This window comes from Micromonospora auratinigra (assembly GCF_900089595.1).
GTDB classification, from domain to species: Bacteria; Actinomycetota; Actinomycetes; order Mycobacteriales; family Micromonosporaceae; genus Micromonospora; species Micromonospora auratinigra.
In genome coordinates, this window is the sequence record NZ_LT594323.1 from 3,006,199 (window position 1) to 3,029,536 (window position 23,338).

The following is a 23,338-nucleotide window of genomic DNA, read 5'->3' on the forward strand; positions in this document are numbered from 1 at the left end:
GACGACTCCGTCGCGGGGGAATACTCCCCTCCTCGGCCGCCATTGTTCACCATCGCACCCGGTCGGCGCATCTCCAGGCGACGTGATTGACGAGGAAGTCACTTTCTCCGCGTGCGCCGTGTCTCCACCGCTATGGCTTCCTAGGAGGCTAGGTGTGCTGGTGGGGCTGACCGACACTCCGGTCGCCGGCGCCACCGCGGGGGGCCGGCCCGGGAGCACGGTGAGCGGTCAGGCGGGCAGGACCGGGTCGGCGAACGCCCAGCCGGCCGCGAGCAGGGCGTCGCAGGCCGCGACCGCGGTGGCCAGTCGGGCCTCGTGCGGCCCGTGCAGCTCCACCACCGGCACCCCGCAGCCGGCCAGTGCCGCCCGGAACCGCCCGGTCATCCAGGCCCGCAGGTGCTCGCCGTCGCGCAGTCCGTCGTCGGCGAAGGGCACCTGATCGTGCGTGGTCAGCAGGTACAGGGCCGGCCGTCGGGCCGCCGCCCGGACCTCGGGCGAGGACGAGCCGAGGTAGCGCTCCTCCCAGATCGCGGTGGCGCGGGCGTCGGTGTCGCAGAAGAGCAACGGACCGGAGGTACGGGCCGCCGCGTCCTCGGCCGCCTGCTGCTCCCGTACCACCTCGGCGAAGTCGGCCCGGTCCCAGGTCACGTCGAAGACGGTGGCCGCCGGCCGGTGCCGGCGCAGCTCGGCCAGCTTGCGGGCGGTCAGCTCCCGGCCGTACTCGGGGACCCAGGCGGTGCCGTAGTGGGCGGCGAGCGCCCGGGCCATCGTGGTGGTGCCGGTGGACTCCGCGCCGACCACCACGACCCGCCGGACCAGCCAGGCCCGGACCGGCGGACTCAGCCGGTCCCAGTACGCCGCCGGGTCGGCCCGCACCGCCGTGCCGGAGACCGGGACCAGCCGCCGGTCCGGGTCCACGCAGACCGCCGCCGCGTCGAAGCGGCGGGCCAGTTCCGCGCCGTACGCCTCGGAGGAGAAGACCGCGTCCACCGGCTCGCCGCCGACGGCGTCGCGGAACACCGCGCAGTGCAGGTCCCAGACCGCCGGATCGGCGTAGTCGACCGGATGGTCGTCGTAGCGGCCGACGAACCGGACCCACGGGGTGTCGGCGTGCGCCTCGCGCAGCCAGCCGAGCCGCTCCGGGAGCGGGATCGACTCCCGGCGGGACGGAGCGACCACCACGGTGACGGCGGCGCAGCGGGCCGCCGCGGCCGAGATCAGCGCGTGGTGCCCGGCGTGCGGCGGATAGAACTTCCCGACCACCAGGCCGTGCCGGAACTCCGGTGTCCGTCCGTCGGGGCCGAGGTCGCTCACGCGGCGACCGGGGCCGGGCCGGGTGGCACCGGGGTGGCCGTCGACCGCCGGCGCAGGTCCGCGCGCCACTGGAGCAGCCCGACCACGCAGAGGGCCAGGAAGATCAGGTAGAGGCCGCCGGTCAGCCACAGCCCCTTGTACGCGTAGAGCGGGATGTAGATCAGGTCGGCGATGATCCAGAGCCACCAGCTCTCCACCAGCTTGCGGGTCTGGCCGTAGGTGGCCAGCAGGGACAGCGCGGTGGTGACCGCGTCCGCCAGCGGGACGGTGGAGTCGGTGGCCCGGTCCAGCAGGGCCCACAACCCGCCGGTGATCAGCACACCGGCCACCCCGAGGGCCCACCACTCCCGGGCGCCGGTGCGCCGGACGGTCAGCCGGCTGCGCCGCTCGCCGCCGTAGCGCCAGGCCCACCAGCCGTAGAGCCCGAGCAGGACGTAGAGCACCTGCAGGCCCGCGTCGGCGTAGAGCCCGGCGGTCCAGAAGAGCAGCATGAGCAGCAGCACGTTGGCGATGCCGATCGGCCAGTTGGCGATGTGCTGCCGGGCCACCAACCAGACGTTGACCACGCCGGTGGCGAACCCGAGCAGCTCCGCCCAGGTGGTGCCGGTGCCCGCGACGGTGAACGCCGTGGCGGTGAGCCAGTCGAGCATGTGAGTCCTCCCCGTGTCCGTGCGCGCTCACCCTAGAGGGACGCGGTGGGACGGAACAGCCCCCGGGTGGCCCGCACCGGCGGCCGACGTGCGAGGCTACGGACATGGTTCTTGAGGTCGCGCTGATCGACGTAACTCCCGGGCACGAGGACGACTTCGCCGCCGCGTACGCGCAGGCGTACCCGATCATCACGAGCGCCGAGGGGTGCCGTTCGGTACGGATGACCCGGGGCGTGGAGTCGCCGTCGCGGTTCGTGCTGCTGGTCGAGTGGGACTCGGTGGAGGCGCACGACGTGAACTTCCGCCAGACCGAACGCTTCGCCCGGTGGCGGGCGCTGATCGGTCCGCACTTCGCCGGGCCGCCGCTGGTCGAGCACTTCGTCGACGTGCCGGCCTGAGCTGTCGTACCCCTGGCATAGGTTGCCCTCGACGCGCCGGCCGCCGGTCCCGACGGGCATCGGGGGCGCCGGGCCCGGTGGCCGCGCGCGGACAATGCCGTTGCGGGCCGCCGGGTGGCCCGGGTTGACTGCCGCTCATGGAGAAGGTCGCCCTGGTGACCGGCGTGAGCCGGCGGATCGGTATCGGCGCGGCGATCGCCCGCGCGCTCGCGGCGGAGGGATGGCGGATGGTGCTCACCGGCCTGCCGGCCTTCGACGAGGCCCAGCCCTACGGCGGCGACCCGGAGGGGGTGCCCGCGCTGCGGGCGGAGCTGGGCGGTGACGTCCCCTACCTGCCGGTCGACCTGCTCGATCCGGCCGCGCCCGCCGGGCTGGTGACCGAGACGGTCCGCCGGCACGGGCGGATCGACGCGGTGGTGGCGGCGCACGCCTACTCCACCCACACCCCGCTGGGCAGCCTCGACGCCGCCGAGATCGACCGGCACCTGCTGGTGAACGTCCGGGCCACGCTGCTGCTCGCCGAGGCGTTCGCGGCCGCCCACCCGAGCGGGGACGGCGGCCGGCTGGTGCTCTTCTCCAGCGGCCAGCGGCTCGGCCCGATGCCGGGCGAGCTCGCGTACGCGGTCAGCAAGGCCGGCGTCGAGAACCTGACCTTTCAGCTCGCCCCGCTGCTGATGCCGCGCGGCATCACCGTCAACTGCGTGCAGCCGGGACCCACCGACACCGGGTACGCCGATCCGGAGCGGCTGGCCGCAGTGGCGCGGCTCTTCCCCGGTGGCCGCTGGGGCACCCCGGAGGACGCCGCCCGGCTGGTCCGCTTCCTCTGCTCCGACGACGGCGCGTGGATCACCGGTCAGGTGATCGACTCCGAGGGCGGCTTCAACCGGTACCGGTGACGACTCCGCCCGGCAGCCGGGCCCATCGCCCCCGGGGGTCGGCGCCGGCGGGGAACGCCGGAGCCGGTGGGTGGCGGACGGACCCGGCGCCCAGGCCCGGTAGGCGAACCCGGCCTCGCGCGACCCGGCCAGCCGGGCCGGACGCTCCGCCTCGTACGGCGCGCGGTCGTTCCGGCCGCTACGCCTCGTGCGGCGCGCGGGGCCGGTCCAGGACCTCCGCCCCGTCCGGCGCGCGGGGCCGGGGCACCGGACCCGCCGTGCCGACGGCGCGCAGCGGGAGCCCCGGCCCCGCGCCGAGCCGCCCGGCGAGCATCTCGCGGGTCTGCTCCGCCGGCCGGGCCGCCGCCAGCAGCCAGTCGATGAGGCGCTCGTACCGGGCGATGTCGGCATCGGTGACCAGCCGCAGATCGGTGGTCAGGGTCTCCACGAGCACGGTTCGGGGGTCCGCCGGATCCGGGAACGCGTAGTAGGAGAAGGCGGTGAGCGGGTGGACCCCGCCACGCGGGGCGGCGTCGCGGGCGAGCAGCCGGACGGTGACGTGCGGCTGCTCGGCGAGCACGGTCAGCTGCCGCAGCTGCTCCCGCCAGACGTCGGCGGGGACCCCGGCGGCGTCGCAGACCCGCTCGTCCAACAGGACGGTGTAGTCGGGCGGGTCCGGCCGGCGCAGCACCTCCTGCCGCAGGGCCCGGCCGCGCAGGTCGCCCTCGACGTCCACCCCGTCACTGAACAGCGCCCCGGCGGTGAGCCGCAGCCGGGCGTACGCCGGGGTCTGCAGCAGCCCGGGCACGACGGCCGGCTGGTACTCGACGATGCGAGCGGCCCCCGCCTCCAGCTCCGCGTACGCCCGCTGCCGCTCGCCCATCTCGCCGAGTGTCTTGGACCAGCCACGGCCGGTGGCCGCGTCGCGGGCGATCACGATCAGCTCGGTGCGCCGGTCGGGCGGCACCTCGTAGACGTCGAGCAGGTCGAGCACGTCGGCCAGGTCGGGCCGGCTCTGGCCCAGCTCGATGCGGGACAGCTTCGAGGTGGACGCCCAGCCGAGCCGGGTACAGACCTGCTCCAGGGTGAGCGACTCCCGATGGCGCAGCCGGCGCAGCTCCGCGCCGAGACGCACCCGTCGGACGACCGGACTTGCTGACAACGGCATGCGAGCCTCCCCACGGGAGCGTACGCACGACCGTCACTCACGGCAATACCTTGCTTGCACACCGCGACCGAACTCGGTGCGCGGCACTCCCCCGCCCGTCGCCCGTCCCGGGTGGCCGGGGCACCCCGTGCCGCCCCGGCACCCGGAAGCCGGCCACCCGGTCAGGGTCGGTACGTGCCGAACGCCCAGACCAGGCCGGCCGGGTCGCGGGCCGCGTAGTCGCGCGAACCGTAGTCGGTGTCGAAGGGCGCCCGGACGATCTCGGCGCCGGCCGCCCGGGCGCGTTCGTGGTGCCGGTCGACGTCGTCCACCGCGACGTAGACGCGGTAGTCGTCGTCGGCCGGCCGGGTCGCCGGGGCCGAGCCGGTGGCCAGCATGACGAGGTCGTCGCCGTAGCCGAGCTGGGCGTGTGCCACCGTGCCGTCGGGCGCGTCGTGCACCTCGTGGACGGTGAGGTCGAACGCGGCCGTGAGGAACTCGATGGCGGCGTGGGCGTCGGGATAGCGCAGGACCGGATAGATGCTTCGCATGCCCCGAGTCTGCCGCCCGCCCGGTCAGCCGGGATTGGACGAATGTGACCCGGGCCGGCGCAGCGCCGCCGGGGTCCGCCCGGCGTACTCCCGGAACTCCCGGATCAGGTGCGACTGGTCGTAGTAGCCGAGCCGGGCCGCCAGCTCCGCCCAGCCCGGACCGGCGGCGGCCCCACCCCGGGCGGGCCGGCCGGGAACCGCACCGTCGCCCGGCGCCGCCGACCCGCCGGACGCCGCGGTCGGCACCCGGTCGAGGGTCGCGTACGCGCGCTGGAAACGCACCAGCCGGGCGACGGTCTTCGGCGGCAGGCCGAACTCGCGCCGGAACACCGCCGTCAGGTGCCGCCGGCTCCACCCGACCTGGTCGGCCAGCCCGCCCACCTCGACCGTCCCGCCGCTGCCGTCGAGCAGCCGCCAGGCGTGCAGCAGCCGCCGGTCCACCGGGCGGGTGACCGCGAGCCGGCGCAGCAGCGCCGCGTCGAGGTGCCGGAAGCGCGCCGGCCAGTCGGGCAGCTCGGCGAGCTCGTCGCGGAGCCGGACCAGCCCGTCGTCGACCCGGTCGACGCCGAGGACCCGGTTGGCCAGCTCACCGAGGGGCAGCCCGAGCAGCCGACGGGCGGCCGGTGGAGTCAGCATGAGCTGCACCCCGGTGCCCTCCCCGACCGTGCGGGTGGTGCAGTACGCGTCGAACGGCCCGGCCAGGAACGCGTTCGCCCCGGACACCCCCCGGTCGGCGGCCCGCCGGTCCGTGACGTCGAGCGGGGCGCCCCAGCCGAGGATCAGCACCACGAACGCGCCGGCCACCTCGTGGCGCACCAGCGGCTGTGCGACGCGCTCGCGGTAGCCCAGGTAGCCCTCGACGTACGGGCGCAGCCGGGGGTCGGGCCGGCCGACGTGCGCCTCGGTCAGCATGCCGTCCTCCGCCTCCCGGCCGGCTCACTTCACGCCGGCGGCGTCCATCCCACGCAGTTCCTTCTTGAGGTCGGCGACCTCGTCCCGGATCCGGGCGGCCAGCTCGAACTGCAGCTCCCGCGCGGCGGCGAGCATCTGGTCGTTGAGCTCCTGGATGAGGTTGGCCAGGTCGGCCCGGGCCATCCCCTCCCGGGACGGGGTGGCCGCGCCGCCCCGGCCCCGGCTGCGGGTCTCCTTGACCGGCGCCTTGCCCCGGGAGAGCTGCCGGGCGGCCCCGCCGACCCGGGCGTTCTCGGTGTCCTCCGCCTCGCGGTAGATGTCGTCGAGGATGTCGTGGATCTTCTTGCGCAGCGGCTCGGGGCTGATCCCGTGCGCCTCGTTGTGCGCGATCTGCTTGGCCCGCCGCCGGTTGGTCTCGTCGATCGCGGACGCCATCGACGGGGTGATCTTGTCGGCGTACATGTGCACCTGGCCGGAGACGTTCCGGGCGGCCCGGCCGATGGTCTGGATCAACGACCGGCCGCTGCGCAGGAAACCCTCCTTGTCGGCGTCGAGGATGGCCACCAGCGACACCTCGGGCAGGTCGAGACCCTCGCGGAGCAGGTTGATGCCGACCAGCACGTCGTAGTCGCCCTTGCGCAGCTCGCTCAGCAGCTCCACCCGGCGCAGCGTGTCGACCTCCGAGTGCAGGTAGCGCACCCGGATGCCGTTCTCCAGCAGGTAGTCGGAGAGGTCCTCGGCCATCTTCTTGGTCAGCGTGGTGACCAGCACCCGCTCGTCCCGCTCGGTACGCAGCTTGATCTCGTGCATCAGGTCGTCGATCTGCCCCTTGGTGGGCTTGATCACGACCTCCGGGTCGATCAGGCCGGTGGGGCGGATCACCTGCTCGACGAACTCGCCCTGCGCCCGCTCCAGCTCCCAGGGACCCGGGGTGGCGGAGAGGAAGACCATCTGGCCCACCCGCTCCAGGAACTCGTCGAACCGCAGCGGCCGGTTGTCGGCGGCGCTGGGCAGCCGGAAGCCGTGATCGATCAGCATCCGCTTGCGCGACGCGTCGCCCTCGTACATGCCGCCGATCTGCGGGATCGTCACGTGCGACTCGTCGATCACGGTGAGGAAGTCGTCGGGGAAGTAGTCGAGCAGGCAGTGCGGCGGGCTGCCCGGCAGCCGGCCGTCCATGTGCATGGAGTAGTTCTCGATGCCGGAGCAGAAGCCGACCTGCCGCATCATCTCGATGTCGTAGGTGGTGCGCATCCGCAGCCGCTGCGCCTCCAGCAGCTTGCCCTGCCGCTCCAGCTCGGCCAGCCGCTCGGCCAGCTCGGTCTCGATGTCGCGGATCGCCCGTTCCATCCGCTCCGGGCCGGCCGCGTAGTGCGTCGCCGGGAAGATCACCAGCTGGTCGACCTCGCGCACCACGTCACCCGTGAGCGGGTTGAGGTAGTAGAGCTTCTCCACCTCGTCGCCGAAGAGCTCGATGCGGATCGCCAGCTCCTCGTACGCCGGGATGATCTCCAGGGTGTCGCCCCGGACCCGGAAGGTGCCGCGCTGGAAGGCCATGTCGTTGCGGGTGTACTGAATGTCGACCAGGCGGCGCAGCAGCTGGTCGCGGTCGAGCTCCTGACCGGCGGCGACCCGCACCGCCCGTTCCAGGTACTCCTCCGGGGTGCCCAGCCCGTAGATCGCCGAGACGGTCGCCACCACGATCACATCGCGGCGGGTGAGCAGCGACATCGTCGCCGAATGGCGCAGCCGCTCCACCTCCTCGTTGATCGAGGAGTCCTTCTCGATGTAGGTGTCGGTCTGCGGAATGTACGCCTCGGGCTGGTAGTAGTCGTAGTAGGAGACGAAGTACTCCACCGCGTTGTGCGGGAGCAGCTCGCCGAACTCCTTGGCCAGCTGGGCGGCGAGGGTCTTGTTGGGCGCGAGCACCAGGGTGGGCCGCTGCAACCGCTCGACCAGCCACGCCGTGGTGGCGCTCTTGCCCGTGCCGGTCGCGCCGAGCAGCACGGTGTCCCGGTCGCCGCGGCGCACGCGCCGCTCCAGCTCGTCGATCGCCGCAGGCTGGTCACCGGCCGGCTGGAACTCGCTGACGACCTGGAAACGGCCGTCGAGCCGGGGAATGTCGAGCGCCATGACCTCCACGGTACGCCGCCGGTCCGACACTTCCCGGGCCGAGCACGGAGGGTCCCTGATCGGCTTCGATATTCCCATTGTCTGCCCCAGGCGTCGCGGCTACCCTCGTACCGTAGGCCGCTCGCGGCGGCCGTCCGGGCCGGTTGGCCGCCCTTCGGGGCCCGGCCGCCCCCGGCACCGATGGTCGCAGCACCCGGGACGACCGGCGTGCGCACCGGACGTGGTCGCGCCACAGGCGCAGACCGGCCGCCGCGAGCGCCCCTGCTCGTCACCCGATCCCGGTCACCGCGTTCTCCACTCGTGGAGACCTCCCCCGGGCCCCGCCCGCCGTCCCGTGCCACCGGCGCGCCCCGCCCCGCCCCACCGGCGGCCGGTCCGCGTCCGACCGGCACCGGCCCCACCGACCGGCGGACCGCGCCCGACGCCCGACCCGCCGCCCCGCCCGGCCCCGACACCGCCGGCCCCGCGCCCGGTCGGGTGGCACCCGAGTCCGGCCGGAAGGCTCCTGAGCCGGCCCGCGGGGCGCGCGAGTCCGGCCGGGGCGTGCGTGAGCCCGGTCGGGGGCACCGGCGGGGTCGGCCCGGCACGGCCCGCCCGCCGACGCCGACCGTGACCCCGCGCACCGACCCGGCACCCGACGGGCCGCCATCGAGCCCGGGCCGGCCGGAGGGGCCCGACCTGGACGGCAGCACCGATCCCCCGGAGCAGCCCCGACGGCGGCGCGCCCTGCTCGTCGCCCTCGGTGCGACCGCGGCGGCCTCGGCGGCGGCGCTGGTCGCCGGGCTGCTCAGCTGGTCACCCGCGCCCACGGATCCGGCCCGCCGCCTCGCCTCGGGTGAGGTCGAGCGGCTCGCCGCGATGCGGGTCACCAACCAGCGCGACGTACGGGCCGGAGTACGCGTCCGGATCGGCCCCGACCGGACCCGCACCGAACTGGTCGGCTGGGTCGACTGGGCGCGACCGCTGGTCTACCTGGACGTGGGCGGGCCCGGCGCGGGCACCGAGCGGGGGCTGGTCCAGGCCACCGCGTCGACGGTCCTGCTCCGACCCGCGCCGGGCAGCACACCCACGCCGGGGCCGCCGCCGCTGGTGCCGCCGGCCGACCAATGGCAGCTGCGGCAGCCGCCCCCGGCGGCCGGGCTGACGGTGGTCCGGGACCTGCTGCTGGCCCTGGGCGCCGACCGTACCGACCTGGTCTTCGCCGAGGCCCGCTGGCGGGGACGGGACAGCACCGACGGCACGGACGTCGACATCCTGGAGACGCCGCTGCCGGCCGGTCCCGCCCGCACCGCCCGGCTCTGGCTCGACGACGACGCCCGGCTGCACCGGCTGGAGGCCCGGCTGCCCGACGGCCGGCCGGTCACCGTGGACCTGGTGCGCAGCGACCGGCCCACCCTGCGCCGGGTGGCCGCGCTGGGCGGGTCACCGGGCCTGCCCCGTCCGCTCGCCGCCGCCGAGGTGGACCGGCTGGTCCGGCTGCCGGCCCGGCTGCGGACGGTCGGCGGCGCACGGCTGACCATGACCGCTCCGCTCGGCCCGGACGCCAACCTGCGCGCCACCGGCTGGCTCAGCTGGACGTCGTCCACCGCGTACCTGGCGGTCGTCGCGGCGGACGCCCCGGAGCGTCGCACGCTGCTCCGCGTCCGGGCCGGACGGGTCGCCCGCGCCGGGAGCCCGGCGGGGCCGCCGGCCGACCCACCGGCCGCGCCGCCGTGGCCGGTCCCGCCCGGCACGACCTGGTCCGTCGACCGGCCCCCCGCCGACGACCTGGAGCGGCTGCTGGGCGCCGGCCTCCGCGCGGCCGTGGCGGCGCCACCGGCCCGGTCGGCGGTCCGGCTGCGGACGGACCGGGTGGCCGAGCGCACGGTCGACGTCGTCGAGGTACGCGCCGGCCGCTCGGCACTGCGCTACTGGATCGACCGGGGCGGCCTGCTGCGCCGGCTGGAACTGCGCACCGATGCCGGGGTGTGGGCCCAGCTCGACCTCACCCCCGGCGAGGTGCCGCCGCTGCCCGGCGCCGCCCCGCCGGCGAAGAAGCGCCGCTGACCGGGGTCAGGGCCGCCAGCCGGTCTGCGCCGCCCACTCCTCGGCCCGCAGGTGCTCCTCGTCGAACCACGGGTCCTTGAGGGTGGCGTAGCCGGCGCTGTCCGGCGCGGTGGCCGCCAGTTCCCGCTTCACCTGGAGGTAGACGGCCCGCTGGGCCGGGTCGGCGCGCAGGTGGTCGCGCATCAGCAGCGCATACCGCCAGCCGGGCGAGCCGGCGACCCGCAGGTGCAGGTGCACCGGTCGGCCCGGATCGGCGCTGCCGTGCAACCGCTTCTCCCACCGCTCGCTGCCGGCCGGACGCGGGTTGTCCCACCATTCGCCGGGCAGCCGGGGAAAGCCCGCCTCGGCGAGCCGGTCGGCGAGCGGGCCGTCGGCCTCCGCCAGCGACCCGACGGTGAGCTGGAGGTCGATGACGTCCTTCGCGGCCAGACCGGGCACCGCGGTCGAGCCGATGTGGTCGACGCGCAGGTCCGCCCCGGCGGCGTGCCGGATCCGGGCGGCCAGCCGGGCGTACTGCTCGGGCCAGGTCGGGTCCGGCTCGGTGAGCACCACCTGCTCGGGTGGCCGGGCCACCCGCTGCTCACGGACATTGCGTTCGTAGGGCAGCAGGCGGTCCCGCCACAGCGCGTCCACCGCCGCGTGCAACTCGTCGAGGGTGCCGTCGTTGCCCAGCAGCACGTCGGCGGCGGCCCGTCGGCGGTCGTCGTCGGCCTGCGCGGCGATCCGCCGCTCGGCCTCCGCCCGGTCCATGCCCCGGTCGCGGCTCAACCGCGCCAACCGGGTGGCCACCGCCGTCTGCACCACCACCACCAGGTGGTACGTCGGCGCGAGCCCCACCTCCACCAGCAGCGGCACGTCGTTGACCACGACAGCGTCCGCGGGCGCGGCGGCGACCAGCTCGGCGGCCCGGGCGCGGACCCGGGGGTGGGTGATCGCCTCCAGCCGGCGGCGGGCGGTCTCGTCGCCGAAGACCAACGCGCCCAGGGCAGCCCGGTCGAGCGCGCCGTGCGCGTCGAGCACCCGGTCGGAGAAGGCGGCCACGATCTCGGCCAGCCCCTCGCTGCCCGGGGCGACCACCTCGCGGGCGATCCGGTCGGAGTCGACGAGCACCGCGCCGAGCGCGGTCAGGCGGTTCGCCACCGCGCTCTTGCCGGACCCGATCCCACCGGTCAACCCCACCTTCAGCACCCGGACAGTCAACCCGATCGGCACCCGGCTGCCAAACCCGGCCGGGTCGGGTGGGAGGTACGGGACAGGCGAGGGCCCCGCCCCCGACGGTCCGGCGTAACCGGATCGCGGGGACGGGGCCCTCGTGGTCGAGCTACCGCTCCGAGGCGCCGCGCGGTGTCAGCCGCGGCGCGTCGGAGTGGGCGTCACTTGCCGCCGGCGAGCTTCTCGCGCAGCGCGGCGAGCGCCTCGTCGGTGGCCAGGGTGCCGGCCGGCTCCTCGGCCTGCCGGCTCGGGGCCGACGAGGTCGAGGTGGTGGTGCCGGTGACGGCCGGAGCCGGGTTGGCAGCGGCCTCGGCGTCGGCGGCGCGGGAGGTCTGCACCTGCTTGGTGTGGGCCTCCCAGCGCTGACGGGCCTCGGCGTACTGGTTCTCCCAGGTCTCCCGCTGCTTGTCGTAGCCCTCGAGCCACTCGCCCGTCTCCGGGTCGAAGCCCTCCGGGTAGATGTAGTTGCCCTGCTCGTCGTAGGTCGCGGCCATGCCGTAGAGGGTCGGGTCGAAGTGCTCCTCGCCCTCGACGAAGCCCTCGTTGGCCTGCTTGAGCGACAGCGAGATCCGGCGGCGCTCCAGGTCGATGTCGATGACCTTGACCATGACCTCGGAGCCGACCTGCACGACCTGCTCCGGGATCTCCACGTGGCGCTCGGCCAGCTCGGAGATGTGGACCAGGCCCTCGATGCCGTCGTCCACCCGGACGAAGGCGCCGAACGGCACCAGCTTGGTGACCTTACCCGGCACGATCTGCTGGATCGCGTGGGTGCGGGCGAACTGACGCCACGGGTCCTCCTGGGTCGCCTTCAGCGACAGCGAGACCCGCTCGCGGTCCAGGTCGACGTCCAGGACCTCGACCTCGACCTCCTGGCCGACCTCGACGACCTCGGACGGGTGGTCGATGTGCTTCCAGGAGAGCTCGGAGACGTGCACCAGGCCGTCCACGCCACCCAGGTCGACGAACGCGCCGAAGTTGACGATCGAGGAGACGACGCCCTTGCGGACCTGTCCCTTCTGCAGCTTGTTGAGGAACTCGGTGCGCACCTCGGACTGCGTCTGCTCCAGCCAGGCCCGGCGGGACAGGACCACGTTGTTGCGGTTCTTGTCCAGCTCGATGATCTTGGCCTCGAGCTCACGCCCGACGTACGGCTGCAGGTCGCGCACGCGCCGCATCTCGACGAGCGACGCGGGCAGGAAGCCGCGCAGGCCGATGTCGAGGATGAGACCACCCTTGACGACCTCGATGACCGAGCCGCGGACGACGCCGTCCTCGTCCTTGATCTTCTCGATGGTGCCCCAGGCCCGCTCGTACTGCGCCCGCTTCTTCGAGAGGATCAGCCGCCCCTCCTTGTCCTCCTTCTGGAGGACGAGGGCCTCGATGTGGTCACCGACGGAAACCACCTCGGCCGGGTCCACGTCGTGCTTGATCGACAACTCCCGAGAGGGAATGACACCCTCGGTCTTGTAGCCGATGTCGAGCAGGACCTCGTCCCGATCGACCTTGACGACGGTGCCTTCGACAATGTCGCCGTCGTTGAAGTACTTGATGGTCTCGTCGATCGCGGCGAGGAAAGCTTCCTCAGAGCCGAGGTCGTCGTGGGTGACCTTGTTGGCGCTCGAGGTGGCCTCGATGCTGCTCGTCATGTGGGCGGTTGCTCCGGTCGGATGGGTTGTCACAGGACGCTGGGTGTCGCGGTGACTCAGTCCGCGCCAGCGGATCCGTCGCCGGGCACACCGAACGATCGCCAAGAGAAGATCATTAGTGGCTCCGGTGACCGCACACCTGCTCCCTGCCGAGGCACACGATCCGCGAGCGCATCGTCTAGCCTACCCGCTGCATTACCACAGCGTGCAAGCCCTCCCGGGTCCTCGCGACCTCGCCAGCTGCGAAAGCGGAGATTTCGCGCGGTAAGGGGCGACAGGTGTCTCGTCCGTCACACCAGCCACATCCGTACCGCGCCTGCGGTGAGCCGACGTCGGGTCCACGGGACCCGGGCCCTAGCGTGAGCGGGTGGACGACGACAGGGTGACCCGGCGGCGGGTCGGCGCCGCGGAGATCCGGCGGGCCAACCGTGGGTGGTGGGACACCGACGCGGACGACTACCAGGCCGAGCACGGCGCGTTCCTGGGCGACCTGGACTTCGTCTGGTGCCCGGAGGGGCTGCGCGAGGCCGACGCCGGGCTGCTCGGCGAGGTCGCCGGCCGGCGGATCCTCGAACTCGGCTGCGGCGCGGCGGCCGCCGCCCGGTGGCTCGCCGCCCAGGGCGCCCGGCCGGTCGCGCTGGACCTCTCCGCCGGCATGCTGCGGCACGCCGCCGAGGCCGCCGGCCGCACCGGGGTACGCGTGCCGCTGGTGCAGGCCGACGCGCTCGCGCTGCCCTTCGCCGACGCCGCGTTCGACACCGTCTGCACCGCGTTCGGCGCGATCCCGTTCGTGGACGACTCGGCGGCGGCGATGCGGGAGGTGGCCCGGGTGCTGCGCCCCGGCGGGCGCTGGGTCTTCTCGGTCACCCACCCGATGCGCTGGATCTTCCTCGACGACCCGGGCGAGGGCGGGCTGACCGCCGTGCACTCGTACTTCGACCGCTCCCCCTACGTGGAGCAGGACGAGCACGGGGTGGCCAGCTACGTCGAGCAGCACCGCACCCTGGGCGACCGGATCCGGGAACTGGTCGGGGCCGGGTTCCGGCTGCTGGACCTGGTGGAGCCGGAGTGGCCGGCCGGGCACGAGGGGATCTGGGGGCAGTGGAGCCCGCTGCGCGGGCGGCTCTTCCCCGGCACGGCGATCTTCGTGGCGGAGAAGCCGGCCCGATGACCGGGCCGGACAATCGGTGCGACCCACGCGACCAGGGACGGAGTTACGCTGACCGGGTGAGCGCCGAGCCGATCCCGACATCACCTGGCCCCTGGTGTCCGGACCCGATGCGGCAGCAGCGTGCCGACTACACGCTGGAGGACCTGCTCACCCTGCCGGACGACGCCCCCCGCGTCGAACTCGTCGACGGAGTGATCCAGGTGACGCCCTCCCCCACCCTGGGCCATCAAGACATCTCGCTGTTGCTCGCCAGGTGGCTCTCCCAGCACGTCCCGACCGATCTGCGGGTGTCGCAGGCCGTCGGGGTCGGGCTCGGGTTCAACACCAGCCGGCAGCCCGACGTGCTGCTGCGTCGCGCCGGACTGCCGGCCGACCGCTCCCTGCTGCGGCCCGAGGACGTCGTCCTCGCCGTGGAGATCGTCTCGCCCGGCACCCGCCGGATCGACCGGTTCGCCAAGCCCGGCGAGTACGCGGCCGCCGGCATCCGCCACTACTGGCGCATCGAGCAGGACCCGGTGCACGTCTACGCGTACCGGATCGGCGACCGGATCGGCCCCGGCGGGGAGCGGCAGTACGAGCTGGTCACCGACAGCGCCGAGCTGATCGAGCTGACCGAGCCGTTCGACATCAAGCTCCCGGTCGCCGAGATCACGCCGTAGCGGTAGCGCGGTCCCCACCGTTTCCGCCCGGCCGCGCCGGGTACCCGCGGAGCATGGCCGAGCAGGAGTTCCACACCGGCGACCACGTCTCCTGGGCCAGCCACAGCGGCCGGGCGTACGGGGTGGTCCGGGAGAAGCTGACCGAACGCACGCACGTACGCGGACACCCGGTGAACGCCTCGCCGGACGAGCCGCAGTACCGGATCCGCAACGACGACTCGGGCCGGGACGTCGCCCACCGACCGGAGGTGCTGCGCCGTGAGTCGCGCTGAGGACCCGCAGCAGACGTACCAGGAGTTCACCGAGGCGGTGAACATGAAGCCCGGCGAGCTGTCGCACTGGCTGGAGACGGACGAGTCCAAGCACGTCGGCTGGCGCAAGGAGGGCACCAAGGGCGGCGAGTCCGTCGGCCACGACTCGGGCCGCAAGATCGTCGACCTGCTGCGCCGCAAGCGCGACCAGCTCAGCGCCGCCGACTACAAGCACATGCGCAAGGTGGTCGGCTACGTGCACCGCCACCTGGCCCAGCGCCCCTCCGGCGACGTCCGCGACACCCGCTGGCGCTGGTCCCTGATGAACTGGGGCCACGACCCCCTCAAGTAACCGGCCGGCGGGAGCCACCGACCCGGGTCACTCGACCGACCCGGGTCACCCCGCAGATCCCCTGGCGACAGCCCGCCCACGAAGCCCGACCAGGTCAGGGTTTCCGGGGGAGCCCGCCCCGCGCAGGGATCAAGCCTGACCGCCCGGAGCGGGGTGGGCTCCCCCGGAAACCCCCACCGCGAACAGCAGGATCAGTGGTCGGCGCTGTTCCAGTCCCGCCCCTCGCCGACCGACACCTCCAGCGGCACCGACAGCGGGTACGCGGCACCCATCTGCGTCCGGACCAGGGTCTCCAGGGCCTCCCGCTCACCGGGGGCGACCTCGAAGACCAGCTCGTCGTGCACCTGGAGCAGCATCCGGGAGCGCAGCCCGGCCTCGCGCAGCGCGGTCTCGACGTGCAGCATGGCGACCTTGATGATGTCGGCCGCCGACCCCTGGATGGGGGCGTTGAGCGCCATCCGCTCGGCCATCTCGCGGCGCTGGCGGTTGTCGCTGACCAGGTCGGGCAGGTAGCGCCGGCGACCCAGGATGGTGGAGGTGTAGCCGTCCTGCCGGGCCCGGGCCACCACCTCCTGGAGGTAGTCGCGGACCCCGCCGAAGCCGGCGAAGTAGTTCTCCATCAGCCCGCGCGCCTCGTCGGCGGTGATGCCGAGCTGCTGGGACAGGCCGAACGCGCTCAGCCCGTACGCCAGGCCGTAGTTCATCGCCTTGATCTTGCGGCGCTGGTCGGCGGTGACCTCGCCGACGGGGACGGTGAAGACCGAGGAGGCGGTGGCGGCGTGGAAGTCGTGGCCGGAGTTGAACGCCTCGATCAGCGCCTCGTCCGAGGACAGGTGCGCCATGATCCGCATCTCGATCTGGCTGTAGTCGGCGGTGAGCAGGCACTCGTAGCCGTCGCCGACCACGAACGCGCGCCGGATGCGCCGCCCCTCCTCGGTCCGGATCGGGATGTTCTGCAGGTTGGGCTCGGTCGAGGAGAGCCGCCCGGTGGCCGCCACGGTCTGGTTGAAGGTGGTGTGGATCCGGCCGTCGTCGGAGACCGACTTGAGCAGCCCGTCGACGGTCGACTTGAGCTTGGCGACGTCGCGGTGGCGCAGCAGGTGGTGCAGCAGCGGGTGCTCGGTCTGCGCGTAGAGCCACTGGAGGGCGTCGGCGTCGGTGGTGTAGCCGGTCTTGATCTTCTTGGTCTTCGGCAGGCCCAGCTCACCGAAGAGGATCTCCTGGAGCTGCTTGGGCGAACCGAGGTTGAACTCCCGGCCGACCACCTCGTACGCGCCCTGCGCGGCGGCCTTCACCTCGGCCGCGAAGTGCGCCTCCAGCTCGGACAGGTAGTCGGTGTCGGCGGCGATGCCGGTGCGCTCCATGGCGGCCAGCACCCGCATCAGCGGCAGCTCCACGCCGGCCATCAGCCGGGCGGACTGCTCGCCGTCGCGGGACAGCTCGGCGTCGATGGCATCGGCCAGGTCGAGGGTGGCCCGGGCGTGCAGCATCAGGTTCTGCTCGGCCTCGTCGTCGTCGCCCAGCCCGTCGAGGGTGAGCTGACCGGTCTCCGGGGTGTCGACCCGCAGCTCGCGGTGCAGGTAGCGCAGCGCCAGGTCGGTCAGGTCGTAGGAGCGCTGGTCGGGGCGGGCCAGGTAGGCGGCGATCTGGGTGTCGCGGGCGATGCCGCGCAGCTCCCAGCCGTGCGCGGCGAACGCCAGCACCGCCGGCTTGCTGTCGTGCAGCACCTTGGGCCGCGCCTCGTCGGCCAGCCAGCCGGCCAGGGCGGTCTCGTCGGCCGCCTCCAGGGTGGCCGGGTCGAACCAGGCGGCCGCGCCGCCGGACGTGGCCAGCGCCATCCCGGTCACCGAGGCGGTGTGCCGGCGGTTCGGGCCGGTGTCGAGCTTGACGGCCAGCCCGACCGGCGTGCCGGCCGGCGCGTGCGTCTCCAGCCAGCCGGCCAGCGCGCCGGGCTCGGTGAGCACGGCGCCGGCCAGCTCGAAGCCCGCCTCCGCCTCCGGCTCGACGTTCTCCAGGTACTGGTAGAGGCGGTCGCGCAGGATGCGGAACTGGAGCGTGTCGAAGACCTGGTGCACGGCCTCCCGGTCCCAGCCCTGCCAGCGGGCGTCCTCCGGGCGGACCGGCAGCTCCAGGTCGGCGACCAGGCAGTTGATCTCGTAGTTGCGGATCACGTCGGCGAGCCGCTCGCGCAGGCTGTCGCCGGCCTTGCCCTTGATCTCGTCGGCGCGGGCGATGACGCCCTCCACCCCGCCGTACAGGTTGATCCACTTGGCGGCCGTCTTCGGGCCGACGCCGGGGACGCCGGGGAGGTTGTCGCTGGTCTCGCCGACCAGGGCGGCCAGGTCGCGGTAGCGCTGCGGGCCCACGCCGTACTTCGCCTCGACCGCCGCCGGATCCATCCGGGCCAGGTCGGAGACGCCCTTGCGCGGGTAGAGCACGGTGATCCGGTCGCCGATGAGCTGGAAGGCGTCCCGGTCGCCGGTGCTGATCAGCACCTCCATGCCCTGGTCGCGGGCCTGGCAGGCGAGGGTGGCGATGACGTCGTCGGCCTCGTACCCCTCCTTCTCCACCACCGGGATCTGGAGCGCGGCCAGCACCTCCTTCACCAGGCTCACCTGGCCCTTGAAGTCGGTCGGGGTCTCGCTGCGGCCGGCCTTGTACTCGGTGTACTTCTCGGTGCGGAAGGAGCGGCGGGAGACGTCGAAGGCGACCACGATGTGGGTCGGCTGCTCGTCGCGGAGCACGTTGATCAGCATCGAGGTGAAGCCGTAGACGGCGTTGGTCGGCTGCCCCGTGGTGGTGGAGAAGTTCTCCACCGGCAGGGCGAAGAACGCCCGGTATGCCAGGGAGTGTCCGTCGACGAGGAGCAGGCGCGGCGTCGTAGCTGTCACGGCAGCGACTCTAGTCCGTAGGCCCGACAACCCCACGCACGGCGGCACCGCCGACACGACGGCCGGTCGCCCCCGCGAGGGGGACGACCGGCCGTCGTGGGTCGGGCCTCAGGCCACGCCGAGGTACGCCTCCTTGACCGCCGGGTCGTGCAGCAGGTCCCGGCCGGTGCCCTCCTTGACGATCCGGCCGGTCTCCAGCACGTAGCCCCGGTGGGCGCGGGAGAGCGCCTGCTGGGCGTTCTGCTCCACCAGCAGGATGGTGGTGCCCTGCTCGTTGATCCGCGTGATGATCTCGAAGATCTGCTGGATCAGCTTCGGCGCCAGCCCCATCGAGGGCTCGTCGAGCAGCAGCAGCCGCGGGCGGGCCATCAGCGCCCGGCCCACCGCCAGCATCTGCTGCTCACCGCCGGAGAGCGTGCCGCCGGCCTGCTTGCGCCGCTCGGCGAGGCGGGGAAAGAGGTCCATGACCATCTTCATGTCCTCGGCGATGCCGGCGCGGTCCCGCCGGGTGTACGCGCCCATCTCCAGGTTCTCGACCACGCTCATGCCGGGGAAGACGCCCCGCCCCTCGGGCGCCTGCCCGATGCCCCGGGCGACGCGCAGGTCCGCCCGCATCCGGGTGACGTCCGTACCGTCGAAGACGATCGAGCCGGACGCGATCGGGCGCAGCCCGGAGATCGCCCGCATGGTGGTGGTCTTACCGGCGCCGTTCGCGCCGATCAGCGCCACCACCTCGCCCTCGTCGACCCGCAGGCTGATCCCGTGCAGCGCCTGGATCCGCCCGTACAGCAGGGTCAGGTCGTTGATCTCAAGCAGCATCGGTCGGCACCCCCAGGTACGCGGCGATCACCTTCGGGTCCTCGCGGACCTCGGCCGGCAGGCCCTCGGCGATCTTCTTGCCGAACTCCAGCACGACGATCCGGTCGGTGACACCCATGACGAGCCGCATGTCGTGCTCGATGAGCAGCACCGTCGTGCCGTTGTCCCGGATCTTACGGATCAGCCCGAGCAGTTCCTCCTTCTCCGCCGGGGTGAAGCCGGCGGCCGGCTCGTCCAGGCAGAGCAGGGTCGGGTCGGTGGCGAGCGCCCGGGCGATCTCCAGCCGGCGCTGCTCGCCGTACGAGAGATTGCGGGCCAGGTCCCCGGCGCGGCGCTCGATGCCGACGAAGCGCAACAGCTCGTACGCCTTGTCCCGGCCCTGCCGCTCCTCCCGCCAGTGCCGCGGCAGCCGCAGCATCGCGGAGATCACGCTGGTCTTGTGGTGGACGTCCGCGCCCACCATCACGTTCTCCAGCGCGGTCATCTCCGGGAAGAGCCGGATGTTCTGGAACGTCCGGGCGATGCCGGCCTTGGTGATCCACGACCGGCGGCGGCCGTTGATCCGCTGGCCGGCGAACCGGATCTCCCCGGTGGTGGGCCGGTAGACGCCGGTCATCGCGTTGAAGCAGGTCGTCTTGCCGGCGCCGTTCGGACCGATCAGGCCGAGGATCTCGCCCTTGTAGAGGGTGAAGGCGACGTCGTCGAGGGCCACCACACCGCCGAAGCGGAGGGTGACGTGGTCGACCTCCAGCAGCGGCTCCCGGCCGGCCGGGGCGGTGTCGCCCGGCGTCGGCTCGACCGGGGTGTCCGCGCCCTTCTCCGGCGGGGTGCCGACGGTGCTGCGACCGTCGTCGGCGATGTCCCGCTCGCTGGTCTCGTCCCGCTGGCTGTGCATCTGCGGCTCACTCATTGGGCACCGTCTCCTGGGGAACCGCTTCCTTGCGCCGGTCGGCGATCTCGGCCGCGCGCCGCCGGTTGGGCACCAGACCCTCCGGCCGGAAGATCATCATCACGATGACCACCAGACCGAAGACGAGGATCCGGTACTCGGCGGCGTCGAACTCCACACCGAGGAGGTCACCGATGCCACGCAACCACTCCGGCAGGTACCAGGTGATCGCCCCGCCGAGGATGGCGCCCTTGATGTTGCCGGCACCGCCGAGGATCACCGCGGCGAGCACCAGGATCGAGCTCTCCAGCACGAACTGGTCGGAGTTGATGAACGTCTGCTTCCCGGCGAACACCGCCCCGGTCAGGCCGGCGACGGCGGCGCCGATCGCGAACGCCCAGAGCTTGTACTTGAACGTGGGCACGCCCATGATCTCGGCGGCGTCCTCGTCCTCCCGGATCGCCACCCAGGCCCGGCCCACCCGGCTGTTGGCCAGGTTCCGGATCAGCAGCAGCACGACCAGGATGATCGTCAGGATCAGCCAGTAGTACGGCCGGGCGTCGACCACGCCGAACAGGGGCTTGCCGTCGCTGCCGGTGCCCGGCGGGTGCGGGATGGCGGGGATGCCCCGCTGCCCCTGCATGACTCCGTCCTGGCGGGCGGCGTAGAGCCGGATCATCTCGGCGAAGCCGAGCGTCACGATCGCCAGGTAGTCGCCGCGCAGCCGCAGCGTCGGGCCGCCCAGGATGACCCCGGAGACCATCGCCACCATGACCGCGATCGGCACCGCCGCCAGCCACGGCCAGTTCGTGCCGAACCGGCTCTCCGGCGAGGTCAGCAGCGCGACCGTGTACGCCCCGAGCGCGTAGAAGCCGAAGTAGCCCAGGTCGAGCAGGCCGGCGAAGCCGACCACGACGTTGAGGCCCACCGCCAGCAGCACGAACACCGCGGTGTCGAACAGCACGCCCGCGAAGTCGGAGCGGGTCGTGTAGAAGGCGAAGTACTCGCTGCCGATCGGGAAGCCCAGGTACTCGTAGAACCACTTGTTGGGCAGGATGTAGAGCAGCACGATCAGCGCCGCGATCGCGGCCATCCGCACCGGCTTCGGCATCGCCGCCCAGCGGCTCTTGAGGACCGAGGTCCGCTTCTTGTCCACGGTGGCGGTCATGCGCGCGCCCTCCCGAGAGATTCGCCGAGCAGACCGGTCGGCCGGAACATCAGCAGCACGATCAGCAGCACGAAGCCGGTGAAGTCCTTCCAGTCGCCGCCGAACACGCCGGCCGCGTAGTTCTCCACCACACCGAGCAGCAGGCCGCCGAGCAGCGCGCCGCGCAGGTTGCCGATGCCACCGAGGACCGCGGCCGCGAAGCACTTGAGCCCGATCAGGAACCCGACGTTGAACTTGGTGAAGCCGAACCGGACGTCCCACAGCAGCGCGCCGACTCCGGCCATCAGGCCACCGAGCACGAACACCAGCAGGATCACGCGGTTCTTGTTGACGCCCATCAGCGCGGCGGTGTCCGCGTCCTGGGCCACCGCCCGGATGCCCCGGCCGAGCCGGCTGCGGTTCACGAACTGGTCCAGCGCCACCATCATGATCAGCGTGACGGCGAGGATGAGCAGCTGGAGGTTGGTGATCGCGGCGCCGAAGAGGGTGAAGACCGTCTTGGACGGGATCAGCTCCGGCATGCCGAACGGCGCGCGGCTGGTGCCGATGCCGAAGGACTCGGACAGCACGAAGGACGCGCCGATGGCAGTGATGAGGAAGGCCAGCGGCGGCGCGTTACGGCGGCGCAGCGGCCGGTAGGCCACCAGCTCGACGGTGACCGCGGTCAGCGCCGAGGCGGCCATCGCGACCACCAGGCCGGCGACCACCGCCAGGATCAGCGGGCCGAGGGCCGGGGCTGCCGAGTTCTGGTCGTAGCCGAGGGCCTGCCAGGTCCACATGGCGGTGAAGGTACCGACCATGAAGACCTCGGAGTGGGCGAAGTTGATCAGGCGCAGGACGCCGTACACGAGGGTGTAGCCGAGGGCGATGAGGGCGTAGATCGCGCCCTGCTCCAACCCCGTGATCGTAAGGGTGGGGAAGTTCCCGAAGAGCTCATCGAAGTTCAAAGGGGGGCTCCAATGGTGCGGCCAAGCGGTGCGGCCGGGAGATGACTCCCGGCCGCACGCTCAGCGTCCCTGGCGGGACCGGATCGATCCGGTCAGGCCTTCGGGATCTCGATGTCGGGGACGACCTTGCCCGCGTTCACCTTGAACGCCCAGACGATCACCTGCGCCGGGTCGAGCTCGCCGTTCGACTCGAACTTGTAGGTCACGCCGGTGGCGGCACCGGTGCCGTTGTAGGAGTTCACGAAGCTCAGCAGGTCGGCCCGGGAGGACTTACCGGCCTTGATGCCCTCGAGGAAGATCTTCGAGATGTCGTACGACACGTCGGCGTAGGTGCCCGGCTCGGCGTTGTCGAAGGCCGCCTTGTAGTCGGTCACGAAGGTGCCCTTGGCCGCGGTGGCCGGGGCGCACGGGCAGGTCAGGATGGTGCCCTCGGCGACCTGCTCGCCCGCCACCTTGATGAAGTTGGCGTCGTTGACGCCGTCGCCGGCGACCATCGTGCCCTTCCAGCCCGCGCCCTTGAGCTGCTTGAGCAGCAGGCCGGCCTCGGTGTAGTAGCCACCGAAGAAGAGGACGTTCGCGCCGCTGCCCTGGATCTTGGTGACCACGGCGGAGAAGTTGGTCTGCTTGACCTGGATCTTGTCCTGGCCAGCCGGGGTGCCGATGACCTTCTTGACCTCGTCCACCAGGCCCGCGCCGTACGCCGACTGGTCGTCGACGACGTAGACCTTGTCGGCCTTGAGGACGTTCTTGATGTAGCGGCCGGCGGCCGGGCCCTGCGAGGTGTCGTTGCCGACGCCCCGGTGGAAGATCTTCCAGTTCTTGGTGCTCAGGCTCGGACGGGTCGCCGACGGGGTGATGATCGGCAGGCCGGCCTCGTCGAAGATCGGGTCGGCGACCTCGGACTCACCGGAGAACGCCGGGCCGATGATGCCGACGACCTTGCTGTCGCCGACGGCCTTCTGCGCCAGGGCCGGGGCCTTGGCCGGGTCGCCCTGGGAGTCATACTCCTCCAGCTTGACCTGGCAGTCCTTGTTGTCCTTGTTGTACTGGTCGATGGCCAGCTTGGTGCCGTTGCGCATGTGGATACCGAGACCCGCGGCGTCACCGGTCAGCGGGCCGAAGAAGCCGATCTTCAGGTCGCAGGCGGCCTTGCTGCCGCTCGCGTCACTACCACTGTCGGCCTTGCAGGCCGCGCCACTGAAAACGAGCGCGCCGATGGCCACGCCACCCAGCACCCGTGCGAGCTTCTGCCTCACGGCTCGTACCCTCCTCCGTCCGAAGGCCCGGACCACCCACGCAGAATT

General features: G+C 72.8%; 21 protein-coding genes. 7 read left to right on the forward strand and 14 right to left on the reverse strand.

Annotation, left to right across the window (positions count from 1 at the left end):
• Positions 1-228 precede the first annotated feature (228 nt).
• Both GA0070611_RS13180 and pnuC read right to left on the reverse strand, forming a co-directional pair.
• Positions 229-1,314, reverse strand: a complete 1,086-nt coding sequence (locus GA0070611_RS13180; RefSeq protein ID WP_167604425.1) for an AAA family ATPase — start codon at positions 1,312-1,314, stop codon at positions 229-231.
• Positions 1,311-1,964, reverse strand: coding sequence for a nicotinamide riboside transporter PnuC (pnuC, locus tag GA0070611_RS13185; protein WP_091663460.1), 654 nt, complete (start codon positions 1,962-1,964; stop codon positions 1,311-1,313). Before pnuC ends, GA0070611_RS13180 begins: the two co-directional genes overlap by 4 nt.
• Positions 1,965-2,068: 104 nt before the next feature.
• Between pnuC and GA0070611_RS13190 the strand changes: the two genes are divergently transcribed.
• Together GA0070611_RS13190 and GA0070611_RS13195 are read left to right on the forward strand one after the other, a co-directional pair.
• Positions 2,069-2,362 (forward strand): antibiotic biosynthesis monooxygenase family protein, encoded by a 294-nt coding sequence (locus GA0070611_RS13190; protein ID WP_091663463.1) that lies wholly within the window; start codon positions 2,069-2,071, stop codon positions 2,360-2,362.
• 137 nt (positions 2,363-2,499) lie between these two features.
• Positions 2,500-3,258 carry an SDR family oxidoreductase gene (locus GA0070611_RS13195; protein ID WP_197675920.1) on the forward strand — a complete coding sequence of 253 codons (759 nt, stop codon included), beginning with the start codon at positions 2,500-2,502 and terminating at the stop codon, positions 3,256-3,258.
• Between the two features lie 178 nt (positions 3,259-3,436).
• Here the strand turns inward: GA0070611_RS13195 and GA0070611_RS13200 are convergent, their stop codons facing one another.
• The 4 genes from GA0070611_RS13200 to uvrB form a co-directional block, all read right to left on the reverse strand.
• Positions 3,437-4,405: a helix-turn-helix domain-containing protein gene (locus GA0070611_RS13200; protein WP_091663470.1), complete on the reverse strand. Its 969-nt coding sequence runs from the start codon at positions 4,403-4,405 to the stop codon at positions 3,437-3,439.
• A gap of 161 nt (positions 4,406-4,566) precedes the next feature.
• Positions 4,567-4,935, reverse strand: a complete 369-nt coding sequence (locus tag GA0070611_RS13205) for a VOC family protein (protein WP_091663475.1) — start codon at positions 4,933-4,935, stop codon at positions 4,567-4,569.
• A 24-nt stretch (positions 4,936-4,959) separates the two neighbouring features.
• Entirely contained in the window at positions 4,960-5,847 is an 888-nt protein-coding gene (locus GA0070611_RS13210) for a helix-turn-helix domain-containing protein (RefSeq protein WP_091663480.1), read from the reverse strand.
• 24 nt (positions 5,848-5,871) lie between these two features.
• Complete coding sequence (uvrB, locus tag GA0070611_RS13215) at positions 5,872-7,980, reverse strand: excinuclease ABC subunit UvrB (RefSeq protein WP_091672859.1); 2,109 nt, start codon at positions 7,978-7,980, stop codon at positions 5,872-5,874.
• A 609-nt stretch (positions 7,981-8,589) separates the two neighbouring features.
• Here uvrB and GA0070611_RS13220 point away from each other — a divergent pair.
• Positions 8,590-10,026: a hypothetical protein gene (locus GA0070611_RS13220; RefSeq protein ID WP_091672862.1), complete on the forward strand. Its 1,437-nt coding sequence runs from the start codon at positions 8,590-8,592 to the stop codon at positions 10,024-10,026.
• Positions 10,027-10,032: 6 nt separating this feature from the next.
• Here the strand turns inward: GA0070611_RS13220 and coaE are convergent, their stop codons facing one another.
• Together coaE and rpsA are read right to left on the reverse strand one after the other, a co-directional pair.
• Positions 10,033-11,214, reverse strand: coding sequence for a dephospho-CoA kinase (gene coaE / locus GA0070611_RS13225; protein WP_091663484.1), 1,182 nt, complete (start codon positions 11,212-11,214; stop codon positions 10,033-10,035).
• A gap of 185 nt (positions 11,215-11,399) precedes the next feature.
• Positions 11,400-12,887, reverse strand: coding sequence for a 30S ribosomal protein S1 (rpsA, locus tag GA0070611_RS13230; protein ID WP_091663489.1), 1,488 nt, complete (start codon positions 12,885-12,887; stop codon positions 11,400-11,402).
• Positions 12,888-13,254: 367 nt separating this feature from the next.
• Here rpsA and GA0070611_RS13235 point away from each other — a divergent pair, with 367 nt between their 5' ends.
• The 4 genes from GA0070611_RS13235 (at position 13,255) to GA0070611_RS13250 (ending at position 15,320) form a co-directional block, all read left to right on the forward strand.
• On the forward strand, positions 13,255-14,058 hold the full coding sequence (locus tag GA0070611_RS13235) for a class I SAM-dependent methyltransferase (protein WP_091663492.1): 804 nt from the start codon (positions 13,255-13,257) through the stop codon (positions 14,056-14,058).
• 107 nt (positions 14,059-14,165) lie between these two features.
• The gene (locus tag GA0070611_RS13240; RefSeq protein ID WP_091663495.1) at positions 14,166-14,717 is read left to right on the forward strand and encodes a Uma2 family endonuclease; all 552 of its coding nucleotides are present in this window, start codon (positions 14,166-14,168) and stop codon (positions 14,715-14,717) included.
• Positions 14,718-14,770: 53 nt separating this feature from the next.
• Positions 14,771-14,989: a hypervirulence associated TUDOR domain-containing protein gene (locus GA0070611_RS13245; protein WP_091663499.1), complete on the forward strand. Its 219-nt coding sequence runs from the start codon at positions 14,771-14,773 to the stop codon at positions 14,987-14,989.
• Positions 14,976-15,320 carry a DUF3140 domain-containing protein gene (locus tag GA0070611_RS13250; protein WP_091663504.1) on the forward strand — a complete coding sequence of 115 codons (345 nt, stop codon included), beginning with the start codon at positions 14,976-14,978 and terminating at the stop codon, positions 15,318-15,320. The genes GA0070611_RS13245 and GA0070611_RS13250 overlap by 14 nt, the downstream gene beginning before the upstream one ends.
• Before the next feature lie 191 nt (positions 15,321-15,511).
• Here GA0070611_RS13250 and polA read toward each other — a convergent pair whose 3' ends face one another.
• From polA to GA0070611_RS13280, 6 genes are all read right to left on the reverse strand, one after another.
• On the reverse strand, positions 15,512-18,211 hold the full coding sequence (gene polA, locus GA0070611_RS13255) for a DNA polymerase I (protein ID WP_091663509.1): 2,700 nt from the start codon (positions 18,209-18,211) through the stop codon (positions 15,512-15,514).
• A 108-nt stretch (positions 18,212-18,319) separates the two neighbouring features.
• Positions 18,320-19,030: an ABC transporter ATP-binding protein gene (locus GA0070611_RS13260; protein ID WP_091663513.1), complete on the reverse strand. Its 711-nt coding sequence runs from the start codon at positions 19,028-19,030 to the stop codon at positions 18,320-18,322.
• On the reverse strand, positions 19,020-19,940 hold the full coding sequence (locus GA0070611_RS13265; RefSeq protein ID WP_197675921.1) for an ABC transporter ATP-binding protein: 921 nt from the start codon (positions 19,938-19,940) through the stop codon (positions 19,020-19,022). Before GA0070611_RS13265 ends, GA0070611_RS13260 begins: the two co-directional genes overlap by 11 nt.
• Positions 19,933-21,087, reverse strand: coding sequence for a branched-chain amino acid ABC transporter permease (locus GA0070611_RS13270; protein ID WP_091663517.1), 1,155 nt, complete (start codon positions 21,085-21,087; stop codon positions 19,933-19,935). Before GA0070611_RS13270 ends, GA0070611_RS13265 begins: the two co-directional genes overlap by 8 nt.
• Positions 21,084-22,034, reverse strand: a complete 951-nt coding sequence (locus GA0070611_RS13275; protein WP_091663522.1) for a branched-chain amino acid ABC transporter permease — start codon at positions 22,032-22,034, stop codon at positions 21,084-21,086. The genes GA0070611_RS13270 and GA0070611_RS13275 overlap by 4 nt, the downstream gene beginning before the upstream one ends.
• A 92-nt stretch (positions 22,035-22,126) precedes the next feature.
• Positions 22,127-23,290, reverse strand: a complete 1,164-nt coding sequence (locus tag GA0070611_RS13280) for a branched-chain amino acid ABC transporter substrate-binding protein (RefSeq protein WP_091663526.1) — start codon at positions 23,288-23,290, stop codon at positions 22,127-22,129.
• Between the last annotated feature and the right edge of the window lie 48 nt (positions 23,291-23,338).

What these genes read in the sequence shown, in the direction of transcription:
- GA0070611_RS13200 (WP_091663470.1), bottom strand. Translation starts at nt 4,405, where the DNA reads ATGCCGTTGTCAGCAAGTCCGGTCGTCCGACGGGTGCGTCTCGGCGCG.
- uvrB (WP_091672859.1), bottom strand. Translation starts at nt 7,980, where the DNA reads ATGGCGCTCGACATTCCCCGGCTCGACGGCCGTTTCCAGGTCGTCAGC.
- rpsA (WP_091663489.1), bottom strand. Translation starts at nt 12,887, where the DNA reads ATGACGAGCAGCATCGAGGCCACCTCGAGCGCCAACAAGGTCACCCAC.
- GA0070611_RS13245 (WP_091663499.1), top strand. Translation starts at nt 14,771, where the DNA reads ATGGCCGAGCAGGAGTTCCACACCGGCGACCACGTCTCCTGGGCCAGC.
- GA0070611_RS13265 (WP_197675921.1), bottom strand. Translation starts at nt 19,940, where the DNA reads ATGAGTGAGCCGCAGATGCACAGCCAGCGGGACGAGACCAGCGAGCGG.
- GA0070611_RS13240 (WP_091663495.1), top strand. Translation starts at nt 14,166, where the DNA reads ATGCGGCAGCAGCGTGCCGACTACACGCTGGAGGACCTGCTCACCCTG.
- GA0070611_RS13260 (WP_091663513.1), bottom strand. Translation starts at nt 19,030, where the DNA reads ATGCTGCTTGAGATCAACGACCTGACCCTGCTGTACGGGCGGATCCAG.
- GA0070611_RS13195 (WP_197675920.1), top strand. Translation starts at nt 2,500, where the DNA reads ATGGAGAAGGTCGCCCTGGTGACCGGCGTGAGCCGGCGGATCGGTATC.
- GA0070611_RS13270 (WP_091663517.1), bottom strand. Translation starts at nt 21,087, where the DNA reads ATGACCGCCACCGTGGACAAGAAGCGGACCTCGGTCCTCAAGAGCCGC.
- GA0070611_RS13205 (WP_091663475.1), bottom strand. Translation starts at nt 4,935, where the DNA reads ATGCGAAGCATCTATCCGGTCCTGCGCTATCCCGACGCCCACGCCGCC.
- GA0070611_RS13190 (WP_091663463.1), top strand. Translation starts at nt 2,069, where the DNA reads ATGGTTCTTGAGGTCGCGCTGATCGACGTAACTCCCGGGCACGAGGAC.
- GA0070611_RS13210 (WP_091663480.1), bottom strand. Translation starts at nt 5,847, where the DNA reads ATGCTGACCGAGGCGCACGTCGGCCGGCCCGACCCCCGGCTGCGCCCG.
- pnuC (WP_091663460.1), bottom strand. Translation starts at nt 1,964, where the DNA reads ATGCTCGACTGGCTCACCGCCACGGCGTTCACCGTCGCGGGCACCGGC.